The following is a 19911-nucleotide window of genomic DNA, read 5'->3' as shown; positions in this document are numbered from 1 at the left end:
CGGCGACCGGGCATACACTCGCTGTGCAGGTAGACCCATCCCGACCACGCACACACGCAGGAGCCGCATGTCATCGACCGCCGCATCCACCGACCGCCACGCCGTCACCGACGTCGATCTCGCCCCGGCCATCGCCGCCCGCTGGAGCCCGCGCTCATTCGACGAGCACGCCACCGTCGACGAGTCGGCGATCGCCGCAGCGATCGAGGCGGCCCGCTGGGCGCCCTCCGCGTTCAACAGCCAGCCCTGGCGCTTCATCATCGGGCGCCGCGGCGAAGACGGGCAGCGCGAAGCCGTCTTCGAGCGCGTGCTGCCGCATCTGAGCTCGTTCAATCAGCAGTGGGCGCACCGGTCCGGGCTGCTCATCGTGAATGCGGCATACGTCGAGGCTGACGGGCGCGCACTGCCGACCGCCGCCTACGACCTGGGCCTCGCCGTCGCGAACCAGACGCTGCAGCTGCGGTACGACGGCTATGACACCCACCAGATCTCGGGCATCGACGCCGGCGGGCTGCACGACGAGTTCGAGCTGCCCGACGAGGTGCAGGTCTTCACGGTGACCGTCGCCGGTCGACACGCCTCGCCCGACCAGCTCGACGAGGGCACCCGCGAGCGCGAAGTCGCCCCACGCGTACGTCGCAGCAGAGACGAGCTGGTGCTGCTGAGCGACTGATCGGCCGCTCGGGCGGCCGATGCGGTGATCTGGCTCAGGGCACTCGGTAGAGCCACTCGTCGCTCGAGAACTTCGTCGCAGCGAGCTCTTCGGCCGCCGCCAGGTGCTCGGGCGACAGTGCGCCGGGAGTCAGCCCGTGCTCTTTGGCGAACACCTCGCACATGTGGTCGATGATCGCCTCACGGGGCAGACCGGTCTGCGACTTCAGCGGATCGACCCGTTTGTTGGCCGAGCGAATGCCCTTGTCGCTGAGCTTCTCGCGACCGATGCGCAGCACCTGCACCATGCGGTCGGCGTCGATGTCGTAGCTCATGGTCACGTGGTGCAGCACGCCGCCGCTGGTGCGGCCGCGCCCTGAGATGCGCTTCTGCGCCGCGCCGCCGATCTTGCCCGCGGTGCTCGCGATGTCGTTGAGCGGCTTGTAGTAGGCATCGATGCCGAGCTCGCGCAGCGCCGTGACCACCCACGAGTCGAGAAACGCGTAGGAGTCTTCGAAGCTCAGCCCGGCGACGAGGCTGGCCGGTGCATACAGCGAGTAAGTGACCACGTTGCCGGCCTCCATGAACATCGCGCCGCCGCCCGAGATGCGACGCACCACCGGCACATCGAAGCGGCCTGCAGCCTCGAGATCGACCTCGTTGCGCACCGACTGAAACGAGCCGATGACGATCGCGGGCCGGTTCCAGTTCCAGATGCGCAGGGTCGGCTTGAGCTCGCCGGCGGCGACCGCCTCGGTGAGCACCTGGTCGAGTGCGAGGTGCACTCGCGGGGGCAGCGGATCGGTGCGCACCAGCTGCCAGTCGTGATCGCGCCAGGTCGTGGCATGCGTGATCGCGCGACGCACGGCCGTGACGATGCCCGACACGGTGACGCCGACGAGGTGCACCTCTGGGCTCAGCGCAGACTCGATGCGCTGCTGCAGCGCGCGGGCGGATGCCTCGGTCGGCAGGCCTTCGACCGCCGCGTTGATCGCGTCGAGGGCGTGGTCGGGCTCGAGGAAGAAGTCTCCGGAGAGCTGAAACCCGCGGATGACGCCGTCGACGTCTTCGAGATCGACGACGACCAGCTTGCCGCCGGGAAGCTTGTACTCGCCGTGTCGGTGCCGGCCGGGCTGATCGGGATGCTGTGCTGTTCCGTTGTGCGCGCTCACGTTGGGCAGTCTAGTGACTGGTCGGTTCGGCAGAGCCGACTGATCAGGTTGCAGAGCGTTGCAATTGGCATTCTCGCCGCGGCGGAATACAATCCGCTCTTCGACGTTCATGACTATCGCAGCCGAATCGTGTGGCCCGGCCACTAAAATGATTCGGACATCCTGGTGGCCGTTCCCGGCCGCCACACGACGGCGACGACGAAACCGGGTCTGCACTCGGTCGATCTCATGCCCGCAGGGCACCAGAGGTCTTCGTCGTCGCATCGAGAAAGAAGAGGTTCATGGCATACGCAACCACCAACCCGTTCACGGGTGAGGTCGTCAAGCAGTTCCCGAACGCCACCGAGCAGGAGGTCGACGCCGCGCTCGAGCAGGCACACGAGACGTTCCTCGGCTGGCGCGAGACCAGCTTCGAGCACCGTGCCGAGATTCTGGCCAACGCCGCGCAGATTCTGCGCGACAACAAGCGCGAGTACGCAGAGATTCTCACCCTTGAGATGGGCAAGCTCATCGGCGAGGCAGAGCTCGAGGTCGAGCTCTGCGCGCAGATGCTCGACTACTACGTGAAGTTCGGCGCCGAGGCGCTCAGGCCCCGCTTCCTGCCGGCCGCCGGCTTCGGCGACACCGACGTGCAGCTGGTCAGCGACCCGCTGGGCGTGATCTTCGCCGTCGAGCCCTGGAACTTCCCCTACTACCAGGTGATTCGCATCACGGCCCCGCAGGTCACCGCCGGCAACGTCATCGTGCTGAAGCACGCCTCGAACGTGCCCCAGTCGGCACTGGCCATGGTCGACCTGTTCGCCAAGGCGGGGGCGCCCGAGGGCCTGCTGACCAATCTCTTCCTGCCGCACGATCAGACCGAGCGTGTGATCGCCGACCCGCGCGTGCGCGGCGTCGCTCTGACCGGCAGCGAGAAGGCCGGCTCGATCGTGGCCGGGCTGGCCGCGAAGCACCTCAAGAAGAGCACCTTGGAGCTCGGCGGCGCCGACGCCTTCATCGTGCTCGAGGATGCCGACGTCGAGAAGGCCGCCGACTGGGCCGTCTTCGGCCGTCACTGGAACGGCGGTCAGGTCTGCGTGTCGTCGAAGCGCCTGATCGTGGTCGACGCGGTCTACGACACGTTCGTCGCCCGGTACCGCGAGGGCGTCGCCAAGCTCGTCGCCGGCGATCCGATGGATCCCAAGAGCACGCTGGCCCCGCTGTCGTCGCAGAAGGCTGCTGACGATCTCAAGGCACAGGTCGAGCAGGCCGTCGCAGACGGTGCCAAGGCCGAGACCCTCGCCGCCGACGTGCCGGCTCAGGGCGCGTTCTTCCAGCCGACCATTCTCACCGAGATCGATGAAGACACCGATGCGTTCCACACCGAGTTCTTCGGCCCGGTGACGCAGCTCTACCGCGCGAAAGACGAAGACGACGCCGTGCGCATCGCCAACGACTCGCCGTTCGGCCTGGGCGGTTCGGTGTTCAGCCAGGACATCCACCGTGCGCAGGACGTCGCTCGTCGTCTCGACACCGGCATGGTCTACATCAACCAGCCCACCGGCGTGAAGGCCGACATCCCGTTCGGCGGGGTCAAGAACTCGGGCTACGGCCACGAGCTCATCGACCTCGGCATCAAGGAGTTCGTGAACGAGAAGGTCGTCGTCGTCACCGACATCGACGGCTCGTTCTAAGGTCGACACTCGCCGGGGCCAGCGCCCCGCTTGCGTACACAGCGCCCCCGCCAAGCTCCGGCCTGCGGGGGCGCTTCGCTGCTCTCAGTGACCCGAAGCGGTGCCCCGTGAGACCTGATGACCGGTCTCTCCGTGCAGCGGCGCCGCACCGCGCGCGTCGGCAGCATCCACAGCATTCGCGGCATCGGTCGCGCGCAGAAAGTCGAGAATCGCCTGCGCTGCGAGCGCCGGATTCGCGATCATCGTCTCGTGCCCCACGCCGGGCAGCTGCACGAACGACGCTCCGGGAGTCAGCTGCGCACAGTGCCGCACCCAGGGGTCGGGGCAGACTCTGTCTTCACTGCCGCGCAGCACCAGCGTCGGCACGCGCACGTCGGGCAGCACCTGTTCGATGCGATGATCGAGCATGATGCCGAGTTTGTCGGCGAACCACTTCGGGCCCACCTTCACGTAGTTCGCCAGGCCGAGCCCCAGCACGCGCAGGCTGTCGTCACGCAGGTCGTCGGCCATGCGCAGCGCCTGGGCCGTCGCCGAGCGCGCCGATGCGTCGACTGTCGGCGCCATCAGCACCAGACGGTCGACGAGCTGCGGGTGACGCACGCAGATCTCGGCCGCCACCTGGGTGCCCATCGAGTGCCCGACCAGCGTGACCGGGGTGCGCACGCCGGCGACGAGCATCCATCGGGCCAGCAGGTCTGCGGTCTGTGGAATGCTCAACGGGGTGGGACGCTCTGGCGAATCGCCGAAACCGGGCATGTCGGGCGCCCAGACCTCGCCTTCTGCGCTCAGTCGCTCGGCAAGACCCACGAAGGTGTTGCCCGCCATGCCGATGCCGTGCAGCACGACGAAGCTCCGAGATGCGCTCGCACCGGCCACGGTCGGGGCGGCGAGGTGCAGCATCGAGATCTCGCCGCCGTCGACGGTCACACGGGTGCAGGCGACCTGTGCCGAGCGCCGAGTCTCTGTCACGCCCGGCTCAGCTGCGCTTGCGGGTGATCGCACCCCAGATCAGCAGCACGATCAACGAGCCGCCGATCGCGAGCGCCCACGAGCCGATCGAGAAGAAGCGACTCATCTCGGCACCGAAGAGCACGTTGCCCAGCCAGCCGCCGAGCATGGCGCCGATGATGCCGAGCACCAGGGTCGAGATCCAGCCGCCGTCTGATTTGCCGGGCAGGATGGCTTTGGCGATGGCGCCGGCGATGAGGCCGAGCAGAAGGAATCCGAGAAAGCTCATGATGTCGTTCCTCTCTGTCGAGAGGTCAGCCGTCTTCGGTGTCGCGCGGCACGGCACCGCTGTGCATGACCTCGTGTGTGGCCATGGTAGCCGCCTGGCGTTCAGATGCCTAACTCGGTGAGACGTCGCTTGTCGCCTCGCTGCGCCGCAACGAGGTCACCAGCTGATCGAGGCGCATGCCCGGAACGTACGCCTCGGTGACCGCGAGCGCGATCGACGACAGCGCCGACGCATCCGGATAGACCACCGAGATCTGCTGCTCTTCGGGCTGGAACTTGCGCTTGAAGAAGAAGAGCGACCGAAAGCCGTAGACCGGCTCCAACGCGTCGCTGATCGCCGCCAGCAGGCGCGAGAGTGCAGAGGCGTCGTTCTCGTCGAGGCCCGCGAGCGGTGCAGCCGAGAGACTCATGCTCTCAGCCTCGCCCTCCTCTTGCAGCCGCTCGGCCATGCGTGCGATCAGAAACTCCATGACACCGTTCGAGCTGTCGGGGTGGCGGCGCATGAAGTCGAGAGTCCATCCGACGACGCGACCGTCGCGCCAGAACGGCAGCCAGCTGGTCACGGCGAGCACCTGACCGTCTTCGTTCTCGGCCAGCAGCAGACGCACCCGGCGGTCGCGCAGCTGCTCGACGCCGCCCAGTGTGAAGCCCATCTCGGGCAGTGCCTTCTCGCTGACCCACTCTTCGCTGATGGCCTTGATCTGCAGCTGCGTGGCCAGCGAGAGGTCGGCGAACGCCGAGAGGCGGTCGCTCACTCCCTCACGCTTGGCACGGTTGATCGCGGTGCGCACATCCTGCCAGCGCTTGCCCTTCGTCTGCCAGTGCACCGGGTCGATGACCGACTCCAGACCGACCGACTGCGAGCTCCAGCCGTGCGCGGCGAGCAGGTCGCGGCAATGGTCGTGCACGCTGTAGAACACCGGCACCAGTGCGTGATCGTCGCAGAATCGAGCGAACTCGAGCGTGGCCGCGTCTCTCTCGTTCTCGGCGCCGAACGGCTCCCCCACGGTGAGTGCCACACCGTGCGACGTGCGATAGGCGATGCCGACGCGCCCGGTCGACGAGAACCAGTACGTGTTGTGCGGCCAGGTGGCCATGAACGAGAGCGACCGACCGCCCTGGAGCAGCAGATCGTCGACCTTCGCCCGCGCCGCGCGCTCCGAGCGCGGCGGCACGACCTGCAGCAGCGAGATCGAGCTCACGATGACCACCAGCCAGGTCAGCGGACCCATCCAGTGATAGATCATGCCTGCGAGCGCGCCCGCGGGCAGAAACCCGGGTCGGGTCAGGCCCAAGAACCCGGCCGGCAGAAAGCGCTCGGGCAGGTCGACGAGCAGGTCTGCGAACGACGCCTGCGGCGTGAAGTCGTCGGGTCGCACGACGCCGACGACGAGGTACAGCGCCGAGAGCACGGCGAAGGTGCCGAGACTGGCGGTGACCGCACAGATCAGACGTCGACGAGACGGTCGCAGCTGCAGGTGCCTCAACCCGCCCACGAGCAGCGCCGAGACGACGAGCGGAGCGAGCGCTGAGGCCAGCAGCACGAAGGTGATCTCGCCGACGCCGTGATGGTGGTTGAGCGACAGCCCGCCGATCAGGAACGGCCCGATCAAGAAGTACCAGAGCGAGAGCAGCGAGTAGGCGAGGTTGATGCCGATGGCCATCCAGGCCGCCACGCGGCGGCCGCGAAGGATGCCATACGCGCTCACGAGCAGCAGCAACGTGGGCAGAATGGTCACCACGATGCCGCTGATCGTCGAGACGCGTGCCACCGAGAACTCGTGCAGACACCCGGCGAGCTGGTCGCTGTCGAGGCACCTCGCCAGCTGGTCGGAGATCGGCCCCGACCCGCTGATGTCGATGTCGCCCTCGCTGAGCAGCAGGCCGAGCGGCGCCAGCGGCCCGAGCGGCACCGCCGAGAACACCGTGAGCACCGGGCCGACGCCCAGCACCGCGACCATCGTCGCCAGCAGCACGCGGGCCTCGTGGTGTGAGCTGCGGCCGACCACATGCACGTGGCGGTCTCGGCCCCACCACATGCCCAGCACCTGCCCGATGACCGCGGCCAGCAGCGCATAGAGGTGACCGGGCGTCGCGCCGAAGAGCAGCAGCGCGACCAGCACCGAGTAGCCGACTGTGCGCACCCGACGACGCCAGAACACGTTCATCATGCCGGTCGACGCCAGCAGCACGCCGGTCAGCGGCGCCCAGACCGTGGTGCTCGACTGGGTGGCCAGGCTCAGCGACCACAGCTCGTTGATGTGCAGTCCGGCGAGCAGCAGCAGCATGCCGATCACCGTGCCGCCGAGGCCGGCGACCACGAGGCCGATCAGCGCGCGCGCCCAGCCCAGCCGGCGCTCCGCGACGCCCAGCAGCACCAGCGTGAGGAGCACGTGCACCGCCACCAGCATCCACCGCTCGCCGATCAGCATCGAGACCGGGACGAACAGGGAGTGCCCGGCCGCCGTCTGCATGACGCTGACGCTCGACAGGTCGGTGCGCAGCGATGTGCCCAGCACCGCGTCGAGCACTCGCACCAGCACGTTGGCGACGATCAGCAGGATCACCACGGTGACGGTGAGCGGTCGGGCACGCAGCCAGCGCGGCACGGCAGCGAGCAGGCGCCTCATCTCGTCGATCATGGCGTTGCCCGCACGACGTCGGGCCAGGTCTGGGCGGGCTCCTCCTGATCGGCCAGGCCGACCTGAACCCCGAGCACGTCGATGATCGACGGCAGCACCGCACGCACGGTGTACCAGTCATGACCGGTGCCCTGTGAGATGAAGGTCTGCACCTCGCGCCCTGTCTGCTGCGCGACCGGGACGAACTTGGCGATCGCGCTCTGAGCGTCGGCGTCGTTGCTGCCGGCGGCGAGCAGCAGGGTCTGGCCCGTGGCCGGATGCTGTGCGAGCGCCCCGAGCGGAGTCTTCGCGACGAATGCGCTGCGGTCGCCGCCGAAGTACTGATCGATCATCTCGGACTCGGTCGCGTTGTTGGGCTGCATCTCACTCGAGATCGCGAAGAGATGCCCGAAGAGCGCCGCGTTCGCCGGCCCCATCTGCATCGTGCAGGTGGCGCCCTGGCTGAATCCGCCGAGTGTCCACTGACTCGACTCGGTGCTCACGGGCAGGTGGTGCGAGATCCAGTCAGGCACGTCGTGCATGAGGTAGGTCTCGACCTGCCCCATCTGCTGCGAATCGACGCAGATGGGGTTCTGGTAGGCGTTGCCGAGCTGATCGGGAACGACCACGATGGGGGCGACGCCGTCGTGCTGTGCGGCGTAGGCATCGAGCATCGGCTGCAGCTGACCGGCGGTGAACATGTCGTCAGGCGACCCGGGCTGCCCGGTCATCGCCACGATGACCGGCAGCTGCGGCGGGTCGTCGGCGACCGCGGCGGGCGGCAGGTAGACCACCCCGGCGCGGGCGTGGAAGTCAGAGGTCTGCGCGGGAATCGTCACCGACACGACGGTGCCGTGGTCGGGCAGATCATGATTCCGACCGCGCCAGTCGCCGAGTGAGAGGTCAGAGGTGCGCAGCAGCGAACCGTTCGCCGGCCCGAACTTCGAGATGCCCAGTGCGGCGTGCAGCGTCGGGTACTGCCCGAAGGTCGAGTTCACCTGCAGAGCCGTGAAGCACAGCGAGGCGACCGCCACCACCAGAGCGGCCCAACGCCGCCAGCTGCGCCAGCTGCCTGCGACGACGACCACAGAGATCAGCGCCCCGAGCTCGGCGAACCCCAGCCCGACCCGACGCATGGCGACCGCGCCGATGCTGACGCCGAACACGTCGAACACGTCAGAGACCAGCCAGGCGCCCAGCCACCCCAGGCCACCGCTCGCCACGGCGACGCCGATCACGACGAGCAGCGTTCGCCAGCGGCGCCACAGCGACCCGAGCAGCGCGATGATGCCGGCGAACACCACGATGCGCAGGGTCGAGACGAGTGTGCCGTCGACCAGATTGACGTCAGGCAGCCAGTTCAGCATCACCTACCGGGCCTTCGTGTAGCGGGCGACGACATCGTCGCACAGGAGCACCTGCCCCGCGTCGCCGGGCGCATGCCCGAGGGCGGTGACGAGCTCGTCTGGCAGACGATCGAGGTCGTAGTAGGTCGTGGTGGGGGCACCGGTCAGCGCACAGCGGCCCACCTGTGCTGCGTGGTCGCTGAACGTGATCGTCTTGCGGTCGTCGAAGACGTAGAGCGACCCCTGCCAGAGGCCGTCGTCGCCGCGCTGCTCGCCGTACCTGACGATGCCGCCGTCGATCTGATAGACCTCGTCGAAGCCACGAGCGCGCATCAGCGCCGAGAGCACTTCACAGCGGATGCCTCCGGTGCAGTAGGTCACGATCGGCCGGTGCTTGAGGTCGTCGTAGTCGCCGCGGTCGAGCACGTCGACGAAGTCTCGGGTGTGCTCGACTGGGGGCACGACGGCGCCTGCGAAGCGCCCGACCTCGGCTTCGAAGGCGTTTCGTCCGTCGAAGAACACCACCTCGTCGCCGCGTTCGGCGACCAGCTGATCGACCTGCGCCGGGCTCAGATGTCGACCGCCGCCCACCACGCCGTGCTCGTCTACCCGGAACTCGCCGGGGGCGCCGAACGAGACCAGCTCAGGGCGCACCTTGACCCGAAGTCGAGGAAAGACCTGTTCGTCGGCCGACGACCACTTCACCTCGAGGTCGTGGAACGGCTGATACTCACGCGTGCGCCGAACGTAGGCGCGGCACGACTCGATGTCGCCGCAGACCGTGCCGTTGATGCCGTGCTCCGAGACGATGATGCGGCCGCGCAGATCGAGCCCCTCGCACAGTGCGATCTGCCAGAGTCGCACGGCCTCGGGGTCGGCGATCGGGGTGAACAGGTAGTAGAGCAAGACCTTGCGCATGATCTCACAGCCTATCTGGTTCAGATCGGTGCGGAACGGCGATGCCGCTACAGTGAACCTCATGACAGGGACTGCACAGGTGCTCGAACAGCACCTCGATCGCCTGCGGCGATCCGGTGCCGAGGTGCACACCATGATCGACCGCTGGGGCGTCGCGAACTACCACTATGTGTGGCGTGCAGCGACCGACCGGTCACGCGGCGTGGTGCAGCTGGTGCACGGCATCGGCGAACACGCCGGCCGTTACATCCCGATCGCGAGCCGGCTCACCGGGGCGGGTTTCGACGTCATCGCCGACGATCATCGCGGCCACGGGGCGACCGGGGCGGCGGCGCTGCTCACCGCTTCGGCAGACGACCCCGCTGTCGCCGCCCCGATCGACACGCGCAGGGCGATGGGGCGGCTGGGCAAAGGCGGTCTCGAGGCCACCATCCTCGCCGTGCGGGCGGTGTCTCGCGCCGCCGCCGAGCTCGGCGACGGTCGGGCACCGGTCATCTTCGGGCACAGCTGGGGGTCGTTCATCACCCAGCATCTGCTGAACATCCGTTCGCAGACCTATGCCGCCGCCGTACTCACCGGCACCGCCTACTGCCAGCCCGGGTGGGTGGCCTCCAGCCGCTTCAACCGCCGCTGGGACGCCCCGGGCGCCAGCGGCTACGAATGGCTCAGCAGCCGTTCCGAAGTCGGTCGCGCCTTTGCGGCGGATCCGCTGACCACTGACCGCACCGTGCTCTCCAGCCACGGGTTCTGGGACGCTCTTCGGCTGTTCACCCGGCCGACGCCGCGCATCCGCAGCGACATCCCGCTGCTCATCGCCAACGGCACCGATGACCCGGTCGGCACCCCGAAGTCGATCGAGCGACTCGCACAGGCCTATCGAGACGTCGGCCTGCAGCACGTCGACGTGCGGCTCTACGAGGGCATGCGACATGAGATCTTCAACGAGATCGACGGAGATCAGGTGGTCGGCGACATCATCGCGTGGATCGAGCGGCAGCTGTGACCGACAGGACGACCGATCCGACGGCCGCCGAGCTGAGCGAGTCGATACGCGATCTGGCCTCGGGGCACGGCCTGCTCGTCGCGGGCGAGAGCGGACGCGTGCTGCCCCTGCTCGACGACGGCTGCTGCCAGCTCATCTACATCGATCCGCCGTTCAACACCGGGCGGCGGCAGACGGCGCAGCGCATGTCTGCGCGACGAGTGACCGCCGCGGCAGACGTCCAAGAGCCTGCTGATGGCGACGCATCCGGCCCCGCGGCATCCCACGCCGGCGCGACCAGCGCATCCGCGGCGACCCCGCGCGGAAGGCTGCGCACCGGCTTTCAGGGTGCCTCGTACCGCGCCGTGCGGGGGCGGCTGCGCGAGTACGACGACCGCTTCGACGACTACTGGGGATTTCTCGAACCGCTGCTGCTCGAGGCCTGGCGACTGCTCGACGAGACCGGCACGCTCTACGTGCATCTCGACTATCGCGAGGCGCACTACGCCAAGGTGATGCTCGACGCCGTCTTCGGCCGCGACTGCTTTCTCAACGAGCTGATCTGGGCATATGACTTCGGGGGCAAGTCGCGGCGACGCTGGCCGGCGAAGCACGACACGATCCTGGTCTACGTGAAACGACCGGATCGCTACTTCTTCGACTCGGCCGGCGTCGACCGTGAGCCCTACATGGCACCGGGGCTGGTCACCCCAGAGAAGGCCGCGCGAGGCAAGCTGCCGACCGATGTCTGGTGGCACACCATCGTGCCCACCAGCGGATCGGAGCGCACCGGATACCCCACGCAGAAGCCCGAAGGCGTGCTGCGCCGCATCGTGCAGGCCTCGAGTCGACCGGGCGATCTCGTGCTCGACTTCTTCTGCGGATCTGGCACCACCGGAGCAGTCGCCGCCCAGCTCGATCGACGCTTCGTGCTGATCGACCGCAATCCCGACGCCGTCGACGTGACCGCGGCACGACTGGGCGATCGGGTCACCACGATCTGATCAGCGGGCGTCTGCCGCCGAAGCCTGCTCGCGCCAGGCGTCGAGCAGCGCCGGCAGCTGCTGCTGCAGCACTGCGAGGTCGGCGCCGGATGCCGTGGCCGCGTAGCCGTCGACGAACCGCTGGTACGGCTGCGGCACCGTGGCGTCGCGCTGCACCGGCAATGCGCTCCACGAGCGGGCGATGTCAGCCTGCACGTCGTCATCGAGCAGCAGATCGATGAGCTTGCGCGACTCGTTGACGTGGGCGGAACCCGCCACGATCGCGGCATAGCGCACCCGCGGGGTGCAGGTCGAGGTCACCGCATCAATATTCCGCTGAGGGAATATATCGACGGCGCGCATGGCCGAGGCGAACACCACCGGGCGATCGCCCCCGCCCAGTGACGAGGCCTGGAGCGCCTGCGCGTCCGTCGGCTCGATCTGCGCCTCGCTCAGCTGGCGCAGGGAGTCGGTGAGCTGATCAGTGCCGCTGCTCTGCCGGTCGACGGCGGCGAGCGCCACCAGGCCCGAGCTGTCGGCGGTCGGGTCGGGCATCACCAGCCGATCGGGCTGCGCGACGACGTCGTGCAGCGAGGTGGGCACCGGCGTTCCGCTCGCGGCGGCCGCCGAACGATCGACCAGCGCACAGACCAGGTCGTAGCTGACCGCGGTGAGGCGATCGCTGCGGTCCAAGGCGAAGTCGGCCGCGCCGTCACCCGCACGAGGCGAGATGTACGAGACCAGACCGGCGTCGCCGTCGATGCCAGACGCGTTCGCGGCGCTCACGCCGAGCACGACGTCGGCATCGGCGTCGTGCAGATGCGCGGCCAGCTCGTCTGCGCTGTGCGAGTCGTCGACCGACAGCGCCATACCGGTCTGCTCTTCGAATCGCTCGGCAACGCCGTCTGGCAGCGACAGCCCGGCGGCGATGCGCACCTCGAGGGGCCCGGTCGTGGTCTGCTGCGCGGTGGGCGTGGTGCAGCCGCTGGCGATGACGGCCAGTGTCAGTGCGAATGCACCGGCGACGGCCGAGCGACCTGCACGACCGGCAGCGCGCCGACGGGTTTGCGAGTGAAAGAACAGCGGTGAGAGCACACCGAGGAGTCTACCGGCGGTCAGACGATCAAACCTCGATAGACTGAACAGCGCTGACGATCAGGCCGCACTGCTCGAGCCCGACCAGCGACGCCCGATCCCAGACGAGCGACAGCCCCAGGCGAAAGCGATGAGTGCATGACCGATTCCACGACGCAGGACGTCTACAGCTACCTGGGCCCGGCGGGCACCTTCACTGAAGACGCGCTGCGCCAGGTCGACCCGGATCATCTCGGACAGTGGCGGCCGGTGACCTCTGTGGTGCAGGCCATCGACGACGTCGCAACCGGCCGATCGACCCATGCGGTGATTCCCATCGAGAACTCGATCGAAGGCGGCGTCAGCGCGACGCTCGACGCCTTGGCCACCATGCCCGGCGTGCGCATCGTCGGCGAACGCCTGGTGCCGATCACCTTCCACCTGCTGGCCCGACCGGGCACCAGACTGCGCGACGTGCGCCACCTCACCACGCACCCGATGTCGTACCCGCAGTGCCGCACCTGGCTGGCCGAGCATCTGGCCGATCACGATTTTCTGCCGGCGCCGTCGAACGCCGCGGCCGCCGCGAGCGCGCTGCACGATCAGAACATCGACGCCGCCATCGCCGGCGAGCGCGTGCTCGACCACTACGATCTCGAGGTGCTCGCCCGTGACATCGGCGACAACCGCAACGCCGTGACCCGCTTCGTGCTGCTCGGCCCGGACCACGGCCTGCCGGCCCCCACCGGTGCAGACAAGACCAGCCTGATCGCCGAGCTGCCGGTCGACGAGGCCGGGGCGCTGCTGCGCCTGCTCGAGCAGTTCAGCACCCGTGGCATCAACATGACCCGCATCGAGTCGCGCCCCATCGGCGACGAACTCGGCCGCTACCGCTTCAACATCGATCTCGAGGGGCACGCCCTCGACGCCCGCGTCGCCGAGGCGCTGCGCGGGGTGCACCGTTTCAGCCCCAACGTCGTCTTTCTCGGGTCGTATCCGTGCGCGACGCGTGAGGCCTGCGAGCCAATGCCGCACCAGACCAATGTCGACTACGAAGACGCCACACGATGGTACGAGGCGCTTCTGCGGTGATCGACAGACGTTCCTCTGCCCCGACCGGCCGCCGAGCGCAGCTGCGACCGGGGCAGCATCCGCGGCAGATCGCCGAATATCGGCGTCAGCTGCGCATCCGCCTGACGACCATCGCCATGACGCTGCTGGCCGTGCTGATGATCGCGCTGGTCCCGCTGCTCGAGCGCGGCGACGGCAACCCGACCACCGAGGCTCAGAGCGCCGAGACGTCTGCCGAGCCGCACGAGCAGCTCGACTGGTCTGACACGTCAGCGCTCCCCCCGCTCGACACCGATCTCGATCTCACCCTGCACTCCACCGACGATCCGTCGTCGATCTGGGCCGTGGTGAACAAGGCGCGCCCCCTCACGCCGATCGACTGGCAGCCCGACGATCTCGACACCGTCGCCGTCTCGGTGAACGGAGACGGCGAGCGCATGCGACGCGACGCCGCCGCAGCCCTGCACGACATGGATGCCGCAGCACAGCGCGAGCTCGGCCAGGGCATCCAGATCCTCAGCGGGTTTCGCAGCTATCAGCGTCAGCAGGCCCTCTACGGAGCCTACGAACGGCGGGACGGGCAGGCCGCCGCAGACCGCTACTCATCGCGTCCCGGCCACAGCGAGCACCAGACGGGCCTGGCCTGCGACATCGCCGAGACCCAGCCTCCGTGCGAGCTGTGCAACGAGTTCGCCCAGAGCGGGCTCGGCACGTGGCTGCAGCAGAACTCCTGGCGCTTCGGCTTCGTGCAGCGGTACGAGACCGGCCAGGAGCAGACCACCGGCTACATGGAAGAGGCCTGGCACTACCGCTACGTGGGCGTGCCCCTGGCCAGCTGGATGCGGCAGCACGACGTGCACACGCTCGAGAAGGTGTTCGGGCTGCCCGACGCGCCCGACTACACGAACCCCTGAGCGGGCGCGCGCCCAGCGGCGCCGATGCGGGTCAGTCGGCGAGTTCGGCGGGCACCTGCACCAGCAGCGCACCGCGCCTGATCCGGGCTTCGAGACCGATCGCCTCGCCGAACACGTCACCGTCGAGCTCGCACGGCACCACCCGTTCGACGCTCACATCGATGGTCTTGCCCACCGTGTGCGAGAGCGTGGTGAGCCGGTGCGTGCCGCCGAGCTCGACCAGGCGCTGGCCGGTGCGCGAGCGGGTCAGCTGGTGTTCGACCACGATGCGGCGCCAGAGCCCGAACCAGTCGCTGAACCTGCGAGGAGAGATCGCGAGCACGTCGAGCTCGCCGTCGTCGATCGAGGCATCGGGCACCAGCAGCAGATTGCCGGGCAGCATGCCGCAGTTGCAGACCAGCACCGTGTGCGAGCGCGTGCGCATCTCGCGGCGTCGATCGGCGGTGATGCGGGCCCGGAAGCGCTCGGCCCGGTTGACGGCGCGCAGCGCACCGGTCACGTAGGCGATCCACCCGAAGAGTCGTTTGCCGCGCGAGCTGGTGCTGACCATGATCTCGGCGTCGAGGCCGAGCCCGGCCATCACGACGAACGCCTTGGTCTCGATCTGGCCGTCGACGCGGCGGATGCGGGCATGGCCGACGTCGACGGCTCGCGGCTGACCGGTGAAGGCGACCTCGATCGCGTCTTCGACGTTCGCGAGGCGCAGCTCGAGGTTGCGCGCGAGCACGTTGCCGGTGCCGGCGGGGATCAGAGCGACAGGCACGCCGGAGTCGGCGACCTCTTCAGCCACCGCTCGCACGGTGCCGTCGCCGCCGGCGACGAGGATGAGCTCCGCGCCACGGTCGAGCGCGGTGCGAGCGGCGGCGGCGCCGGAGTCGTCGGCCGAGGTCTCGAGCCACAGCGTGGAGCCCCAGCCATGGCGCTCGGCCTGGCGCTCGACGATCGGGTTCAGGCGCACACGGTCGAGTTTCACCGGGTTGTAGACCACGGCGGCTCGACGACGCTTCGCGCCCGGGGCTCTGACCATGTCACCAATCTTAACCGGGCTTTCTGAATGCCTGCTGTGCCTGCCCTGCGTCTGCTGCCCGTGTGGTTTACGCTGGTGGGGTGATTGACGTCGAACTGCTGCGCACCAACCCAGATCTCTTCCGCGAGAGCCAGCGCGCCCGCGGAGGCGATGTCACCGCTGTCGACCAGGCGCTCGAGGCCGACGCCTCGCGTCGTGTGTCGCTGACCGAGTTCGAGACCCTGCGTGCTCAGCAGAACGCGTTCGGCAAACAGGTCGCCAGGGCGCCGAAAGACGAGAAGGCCGCCCTGGTGGCCCAGGTCAGAGAGCTGGCCGACCAGGTGAAGCAGGCCGAGGGGCGCGCCCGCACCGCCGAAGAGCAGTTCTCGGTGGCCGTCCGCGGCATCCAGAACCTGGTGCTCGAGGGAGTGCCCGAGGGCGGCGAAGACGACTTCACCGTCGAGCGCGAGGTCGGTGAGCACCCGCGATTCGACTTCGAGCCCAAAGACCACGTGGCGATCGGCGAGCACCTCGGGCTGTTCGATCTGGAGCGTGGCGCGAAGGTCTCCGGTGCGCGTTTCTACTACCTCACCGGCTGGGGCGCTCGACTCGAGCTCGCCCTGCTGAACCTTGCCCTCGACCAGGCGATCGCAGGCGGCTTCACGCCGATGATCACCCCCACGATCGTCAACCCCGAGATCATGCAGGGCACCGGCTTTCTCGATCAGCACTCCGACGAGATCTACCACCTCGATGCCGACGACCAGTACCTCACCGGCACCAGCGAGGTCGCCCTGGCCGGCTATCACTCCGACGAGATCATCGACCTCACGGCAGGGCCGAAGCGCTACGCCGGCTGGTCGACCTGCTACCGTCGCGAGGCCGGTTCGCACGGCAAAGACACCCGCGGCATTCTTCGTGTGCACCAGTTCAACAAGCTCGAGATGTTCGTCTACACGACGCCCGAGCAGGCCCTCGCCGAGCACCAGCGACTGCTGGGCTGGGAAGAGCAGATGCTGCAGAAGGTCGAGCTGCCCTACCGGGTGATCAACACGGCCGCCGGCGATCTGGGCTCCTCTGCCGCCCAGAAGTTCGACACCGAAGCGTGGATACCCACACAGCAGACCTACCGCGAGCTGACCAGCACCTCGAACTGCACCACCTATCAGGCCCGCCGCCTGGGCATCCGATACCGCCCCGAAGAGGGCGGCAAGACCGCCCCGGTCGCCACCCTGAACGGCACGCTCGCAACCACCCGCTGGCTGGTGGCGATTCTCGAGAACCACCAGCAGGCCGACGGATCGGTGCGCGTGCCCGCGGCACTGCGCCCGTACCTGGGCGGCATCGAGGCGATCACACCCGAGTCATAGGCTGCAGGAGCCGGGGCGCGGCACCCAGCATCCCGGTCGTTCACCAAGGCTTCATGTCACTCCACCACACTCGTGGGCGACGAAAGGAACCAATGTCAGGCAACGTCCTCCCATGGCAGGCTCCTGGCAAAGGTGCGTTCCCCGAGACCGGCAGCATCCCCCTGCCCCGGGTGACCGACGACCGCTGGCTGATCGCCCTCGACCTCGACGGCACCACCGTCGACGCAGACAACCGACCGAGCCCGGCAGTGCAGCGCGCGATCGACCAGGCGCAGGCCGCAGGCCACGTCGTGATGATCGCCACCGGGCGCCCGATCGCCGGAGCCTTGGGCATCTATCAGGAGCTCGGGCTCTCGGCCGACTACAGCGTGGTCTCGAACGGCGCGATGGTGTGCGGCATGCGCACCGACGACACACGCGACTACCGCATCGTCGACATGACGATGTTCGATCCGGCACCGGTGATCGACGTGATCGCCCCGGCACTGCCCGACGCCATGTACGCCGTCGAAGATGCTGATGAGGGCTACCGCTTCGACCGGCCGTTCAATGTGGGCACCTTCGGCTCGCCCACGCGCAAGGTGAGCGTCGAGAGCCTTCGCTCCCGCCCGGTCACCCGCGTGGTCGTGGTCTCGCCCGGGCACGACACCGCTGATTTCCAGCGAGTGGTGCACTCCATCGGTCTGCATCAGGTGAGCTACTCGATGGGCTGGACCGCCTGGCTCGACATCGCGCCCTACGGCGTGAACAAGGCCACTGCTCTTGAGAAAGTGCGCCGCCGGCTCGGCATCTCGCGCTCTCGTGTGATGGCTGTCGGCGACGGGCTCAACGACCGCGAGATGCTCGCCTGGGCAGCCGAAGAGGGCATCGGCGCGGCCATGGGGCACGCACTGCCCGTGGTGCAGGCAACGGGCAACCGTGTGGTGGCCGACCTGGAGGGTGACGGCGTGGCCGAGGCCATCGGGCTCGTGCTCGACTCCTGACGAACAGCTGGTGTGGTTCGGCTGCTCTCGCGCGCGACTCCCCATTCGGGCCGCCTGTGGGAGTCTCAGGCCCTCGCCGACAGCCCGTTCGGTGCGGCCCGGGCAACTCTTGTATGATGAACGAGTTGTCTCCTGCTCTCACGCTTGGATCTCCACTGATCGAGCCGCGCAGCGAGGCCGACATGGTGGGCTGTCCGAGCGGCCGAAGGAGCTTGTCTTGAAAACAAGTGAGGGGCAACTCTCCCTGGGTTCGAATCCCAGGCCCACCGCCATGAACTGTGAACGGGAGTCGAACCGACGTGAGCGCTGAATCGCAGCCGCGAGCCGACGGCGATCTCGCGCCACAGCATCCGCTCGATGTCGCCATCGTCGTCGTCACGTACAAGCGCACCAAGCTGCTGCGCGTGCTGCTCGACAGCTTCACAGAGCTCAAGACTGCGCCCTCGTGGATCGTGATCGTCGACAACGCCTCGCACGACGACACCGGCGAGATCGTCGAATCGTACCGCGAGCGCCTGGGCAAGCGCGCCGACGGCCGTGATCGCCTCGTCTACGCGCCCCAAGAAGACAACACCGGCGGCGCCGGAGGCTTCAGCGCCGGCACGAAGATCGCCTACGATCTGGGCGCCGAGTGGCTGTGGCTGATGGACGACGACGTGGCCGTGCTGCCCGAGGCGATCGACCGGCTGACCCCGTGGACGAAACGGTTCCAGGTCATTCAGGGGCGTCGCTACAACTACGACGGCTCGCCGTTCTACTGGCAGTTCGACTTCAACGTGCCGCTGGGCATTCCGAACCCGGTGGCCAAAGACGACTTCGGCGCAGACGGCTGGCTGCCGATGAACACGGTCTGCTTCGAAGGCGGGCTCTTTCACCGCGACGTCGTGCGGCAGGTCGGGCTGCCCGATCCGCGGTTCTTCATCTATTGGGACGATACGGTCTACGGCTATCTCGCCTCGAAGGTGTGCACGCCGGCCCTGGTCAACACGTTCATTCTGCGGCGCACCCGCGAGATCAAGCGGCTCGACCTCGGCACCCGCAAGCTCAACGGCACCAGCGACATGGTGCGCTTTCACATCATGCGCAACCGCGGCTACATGGCCCGCTACTTTCGGCTGCACGGCGACTACAACCGGTTCGTCTTCGGCTTCGGCACGCTGCTGACGCTGGCCAAAGAGCTGATTCGCATCGTGACGGTCGACCACTCGTTCAAGACCGGTGTCGCCGCTCTCTTCACGGGGATGCGTGGGGCGCGCGAGATCTACCGCGACCGCTCGTGGAAGCCGATGCCGCCGCTCGACTGAGCGTGATGGTGGGCCGGCCCTTCATGCAGCCGCCTGCGGCGATCGGCACGGAGCGGACTGCCGTCTGAGAGTCTGCCAGGTTGTCACCCACTGCGCAGCCGCGCAGCACTTTTTGTGGGCATCGAGCCCGTTCGCCACACTATCTGCTGCACAGTCATGTCTGCTGTGCGGCCGCACTCCACGCGCCCGTGTGTGCATGTACAGCTGTGCAGCTGTGCAGCATAATTCGTGGCCAACAGACGCTATAACCGCAAATACCAACGCACAGCAACAACAACCTATGCCTGCCCGACACCGAGGTATGCGTCAGCCCGGGCAACATGCTGTGCAAAGACGGGATGAACCGAACAGCCGGTCGCAAGCCTGCCAAATCGTCGCCCACTGCGCCGCCGAGATTGCTGAATCCCTCGCTGCGCACATCGTGGTTGCCGAACCACCGGCTTCTCACATCGAGGCTGCACAGAAATCCGATTCTCGCATGGCGGTTTCAGGTGGTGAGTGCAACGGTTGTTAGTAGTGGTTCTATTCTCTGGGCCGGGGTGTCCCAGTCAAGTGTTTTGCGTGGTCTGGTGTTGAGGAGGTCCTGCATTTCGGTGATCTGTTGATC

Annotated in this window: 17 protein-coding genes and 1 tRNA gene; 10 read left to right on the top strand and 8 right to left on the bottom strand. The window is 67.8% G+C overall.

From position 1 onward, the window contains the following. Positions 1 to 67: 67 nt before the first annotated feature. A complete protein-coding gene (locus LRX77_RS06135; RefSeq protein ID WP_231832040.1) occupies positions 68 to 673 on the top strand; it encodes a nitroreductase family protein in 606 nt (201 codons plus the stop codon). Between the two features lie 34 nt (positions 674 to 707). On the opposite strand, the gene LRX77_RS06130 is transcribed toward LRX77_RS06135, so the two are convergent. Beyond that, positions 708 to 1823: a lipoate--protein ligase family protein gene (locus LRX77_RS06130; protein WP_231832039.1), complete on the bottom strand. Its 1116-nt coding sequence runs from the start codon at positions 1821 to 1823 to the stop codon at positions 708 to 710. Positions 1824 to 2104: 281 nt separating this feature from the next. On the opposite strand from LRX77_RS06130, the gene LRX77_RS06125 reads away from it, so the two are divergent. Continuing rightward, the gene (locus tag LRX77_RS06125; protein WP_231832038.1) at positions 2105 to 3496 is read left to right on the top strand and encodes an NAD-dependent succinate-semialdehyde dehydrogenase; all 1392 of its coding nucleotides are present in this window, start codon (positions 2105 to 2107) and stop codon (positions 3494 to 3496) included. A gap of 84 nt (positions 3497 to 3580) precedes the next feature. Here the strand turns inward: LRX77_RS06125 and LRX77_RS06120 are convergent, their stop codons facing one another. The 5 genes from LRX77_RS06120 to trhO all read right to left on the bottom strand — a co-directional run bounded on the left by LRX77_RS06120 (position 3581) and on the right by trhO (position 9617). Beyond that, the gene (locus tag LRX77_RS06120) at positions 3581 to 4465 is read right to left on the bottom strand and encodes an alpha/beta fold hydrolase (protein ID WP_231832037.1); all 885 of its coding nucleotides are present in this window, start codon (positions 4463 to 4465) and stop codon (positions 3581 to 3583) included. A gap of 7 nt (positions 4466 to 4472) precedes the next feature. After that, positions 4473 to 4733, bottom strand: coding sequence for a GlsB/YeaQ/YmgE family stress response membrane protein (locus tag LRX77_RS06115; protein ID WP_231832036.1), 261 nt, complete (start codon positions 4731 to 4733; stop codon positions 4473 to 4475). Between the two features lie 109 nt (positions 4734 to 4842). Further along, the gene (locus LRX77_RS06110; protein WP_231832035.1) at positions 4843 to 7362 is read right to left on the bottom strand and encodes a bifunctional lysylphosphatidylglycerol flippase/synthetase MprF; all 2520 of its coding nucleotides are present in this window, start codon (positions 7360 to 7362) and stop codon (positions 4843 to 4845) included. A gap of 8 nt (positions 7363 to 7370) precedes the next feature. Further along, the gene (locus tag LRX77_RS06105) at positions 7371 to 8720 is read right to left on the bottom strand and encodes an alpha/beta hydrolase (protein ID WP_231832287.1); all 1350 of its coding nucleotides are present in this window, start codon (positions 8718 to 8720) and stop codon (positions 7371 to 7373) included. A gap of 3 nt (positions 8721 to 8723) precedes the next feature. Next, on the bottom strand, positions 8724 to 9617 hold the full coding sequence (gene trhO, locus LRX77_RS06100; protein ID WP_231832034.1) for an oxygen-dependent tRNA uridine(34) hydroxylase TrhO: 894 nt from the start codon (positions 9615 to 9617) through the stop codon (positions 8724 to 8726). Between the two features lie 61 nt (positions 9618 to 9678). Here trhO and LRX77_RS06095 point away from each other — a divergent pair, with 61 nt between their 5' ends. Further along, on the top strand, positions 9679 to 10620 hold the full coding sequence (locus LRX77_RS06095) for an alpha/beta hydrolase (RefSeq protein WP_231832033.1): 942 nt from the start codon (positions 9679 to 9681) through the stop codon (positions 10618 to 10620). Between the two features lie 71 nt (positions 10621 to 10691). Beyond that, entirely contained in the window at positions 10692 to 11603 is a 912-nt protein-coding gene (locus LRX77_RS06090) for a DNA-methyltransferase (RefSeq protein WP_231832286.1), read from the top strand. On the opposite strand, the gene LRX77_RS06085 is transcribed toward LRX77_RS06090, so the two are convergent. Further along, positions 11604 to 12677: a substrate-binding domain-containing protein gene (locus tag LRX77_RS06085; RefSeq protein ID WP_231832032.1), complete on the bottom strand. Its 1074-nt coding sequence runs from the start codon at positions 12675 to 12677 to the stop codon at positions 11604 to 11606. A gap of 138 nt (positions 12678 to 12815) precedes the next feature. On the opposite strand from LRX77_RS06085, the gene pheA reads away from it, so the two are divergent. Both pheA and LRX77_RS10515 read left to right on the top strand, forming a co-directional pair. Further along, complete coding sequence (pheA, locus tag LRX77_RS06080) at positions 12816 to 13748, top strand: prephenate dehydratase (protein WP_231832031.1); 933 nt, start codon at positions 12816 to 12818, stop codon at positions 13746 to 13748. Next, positions 13745 to 14641: a M15 family metallopeptidase gene (locus tag LRX77_RS10515; RefSeq protein ID WP_231832030.1), complete on the top strand. Its 897-nt coding sequence runs from the start codon at positions 13745 to 13747 to the stop codon at positions 14639 to 14641. The genes pheA and LRX77_RS10515 overlap by 4 nt, the downstream gene beginning before the upstream one ends. A 31-nt stretch (positions 14642 to 14672) precedes the next feature. Here LRX77_RS10515 and LRX77_RS06070 read toward each other — a convergent pair whose 3' ends face one another. Next, complete coding sequence (locus tag LRX77_RS06070) at positions 14673 to 15668, bottom strand: diacylglycerol/lipid kinase family protein (RefSeq protein ID WP_231832029.1); 996 nt, start codon at positions 15666 to 15668, stop codon at positions 14673 to 14675. 80 nt (positions 15669 to 15748) lie between these two features. Between LRX77_RS06070 and serS the strand changes: the two genes are divergently transcribed. The 4 genes from serS to LRX77_RS06050 all read left to right on the top strand — a co-directional run bounded on the left by serS (position 15749) and on the right by LRX77_RS06050 (position 19304). Next, a complete protein-coding gene (serS, locus tag LRX77_RS06065) occupies positions 15749 to 17017 on the top strand; it encodes a serine--tRNA ligase (protein WP_231832028.1) in 1269 nt (422 codons plus the stop codon). Between the two features lie 92 nt (positions 17018 to 17109). Next, positions 17110 to 18000: an HAD family hydrolase gene (locus tag LRX77_RS06060; protein ID WP_231832027.1), complete on the top strand. Its 891-nt coding sequence runs from the start codon at positions 17110 to 17112 to the stop codon at positions 17998 to 18000. 184 nt (positions 18001 to 18184) lie between these two features. Beyond that, positions 18185 to 18272: transfer RNA gene (locus LRX77_RS06055), tRNA-Ser, on the top strand. A gap of 27 nt (positions 18273 to 18299) precedes the next feature. Next, complete coding sequence (locus LRX77_RS06050; protein WP_231832026.1) at positions 18300 to 19304, top strand: glycosyltransferase; 1005 nt, start codon at positions 18300 to 18302, stop codon at positions 19302 to 19304. Positions 19305 to 19911 lie beyond the last annotated feature (607 nt).

The sequence above is a fragment of the Pseudoclavibacter sp. 13-3 genome (assembly GCF_021168475.1).
GTDB lineage: Bacteria > Actinomycetota > Actinomycetes > Actinomycetales > Microbacteriaceae > Pseudoclavibacter_A.
Note: the sequence above shows the minus strand (reverse complement) of the source record. Positions and strands in the feature narration are given on the sequence as shown.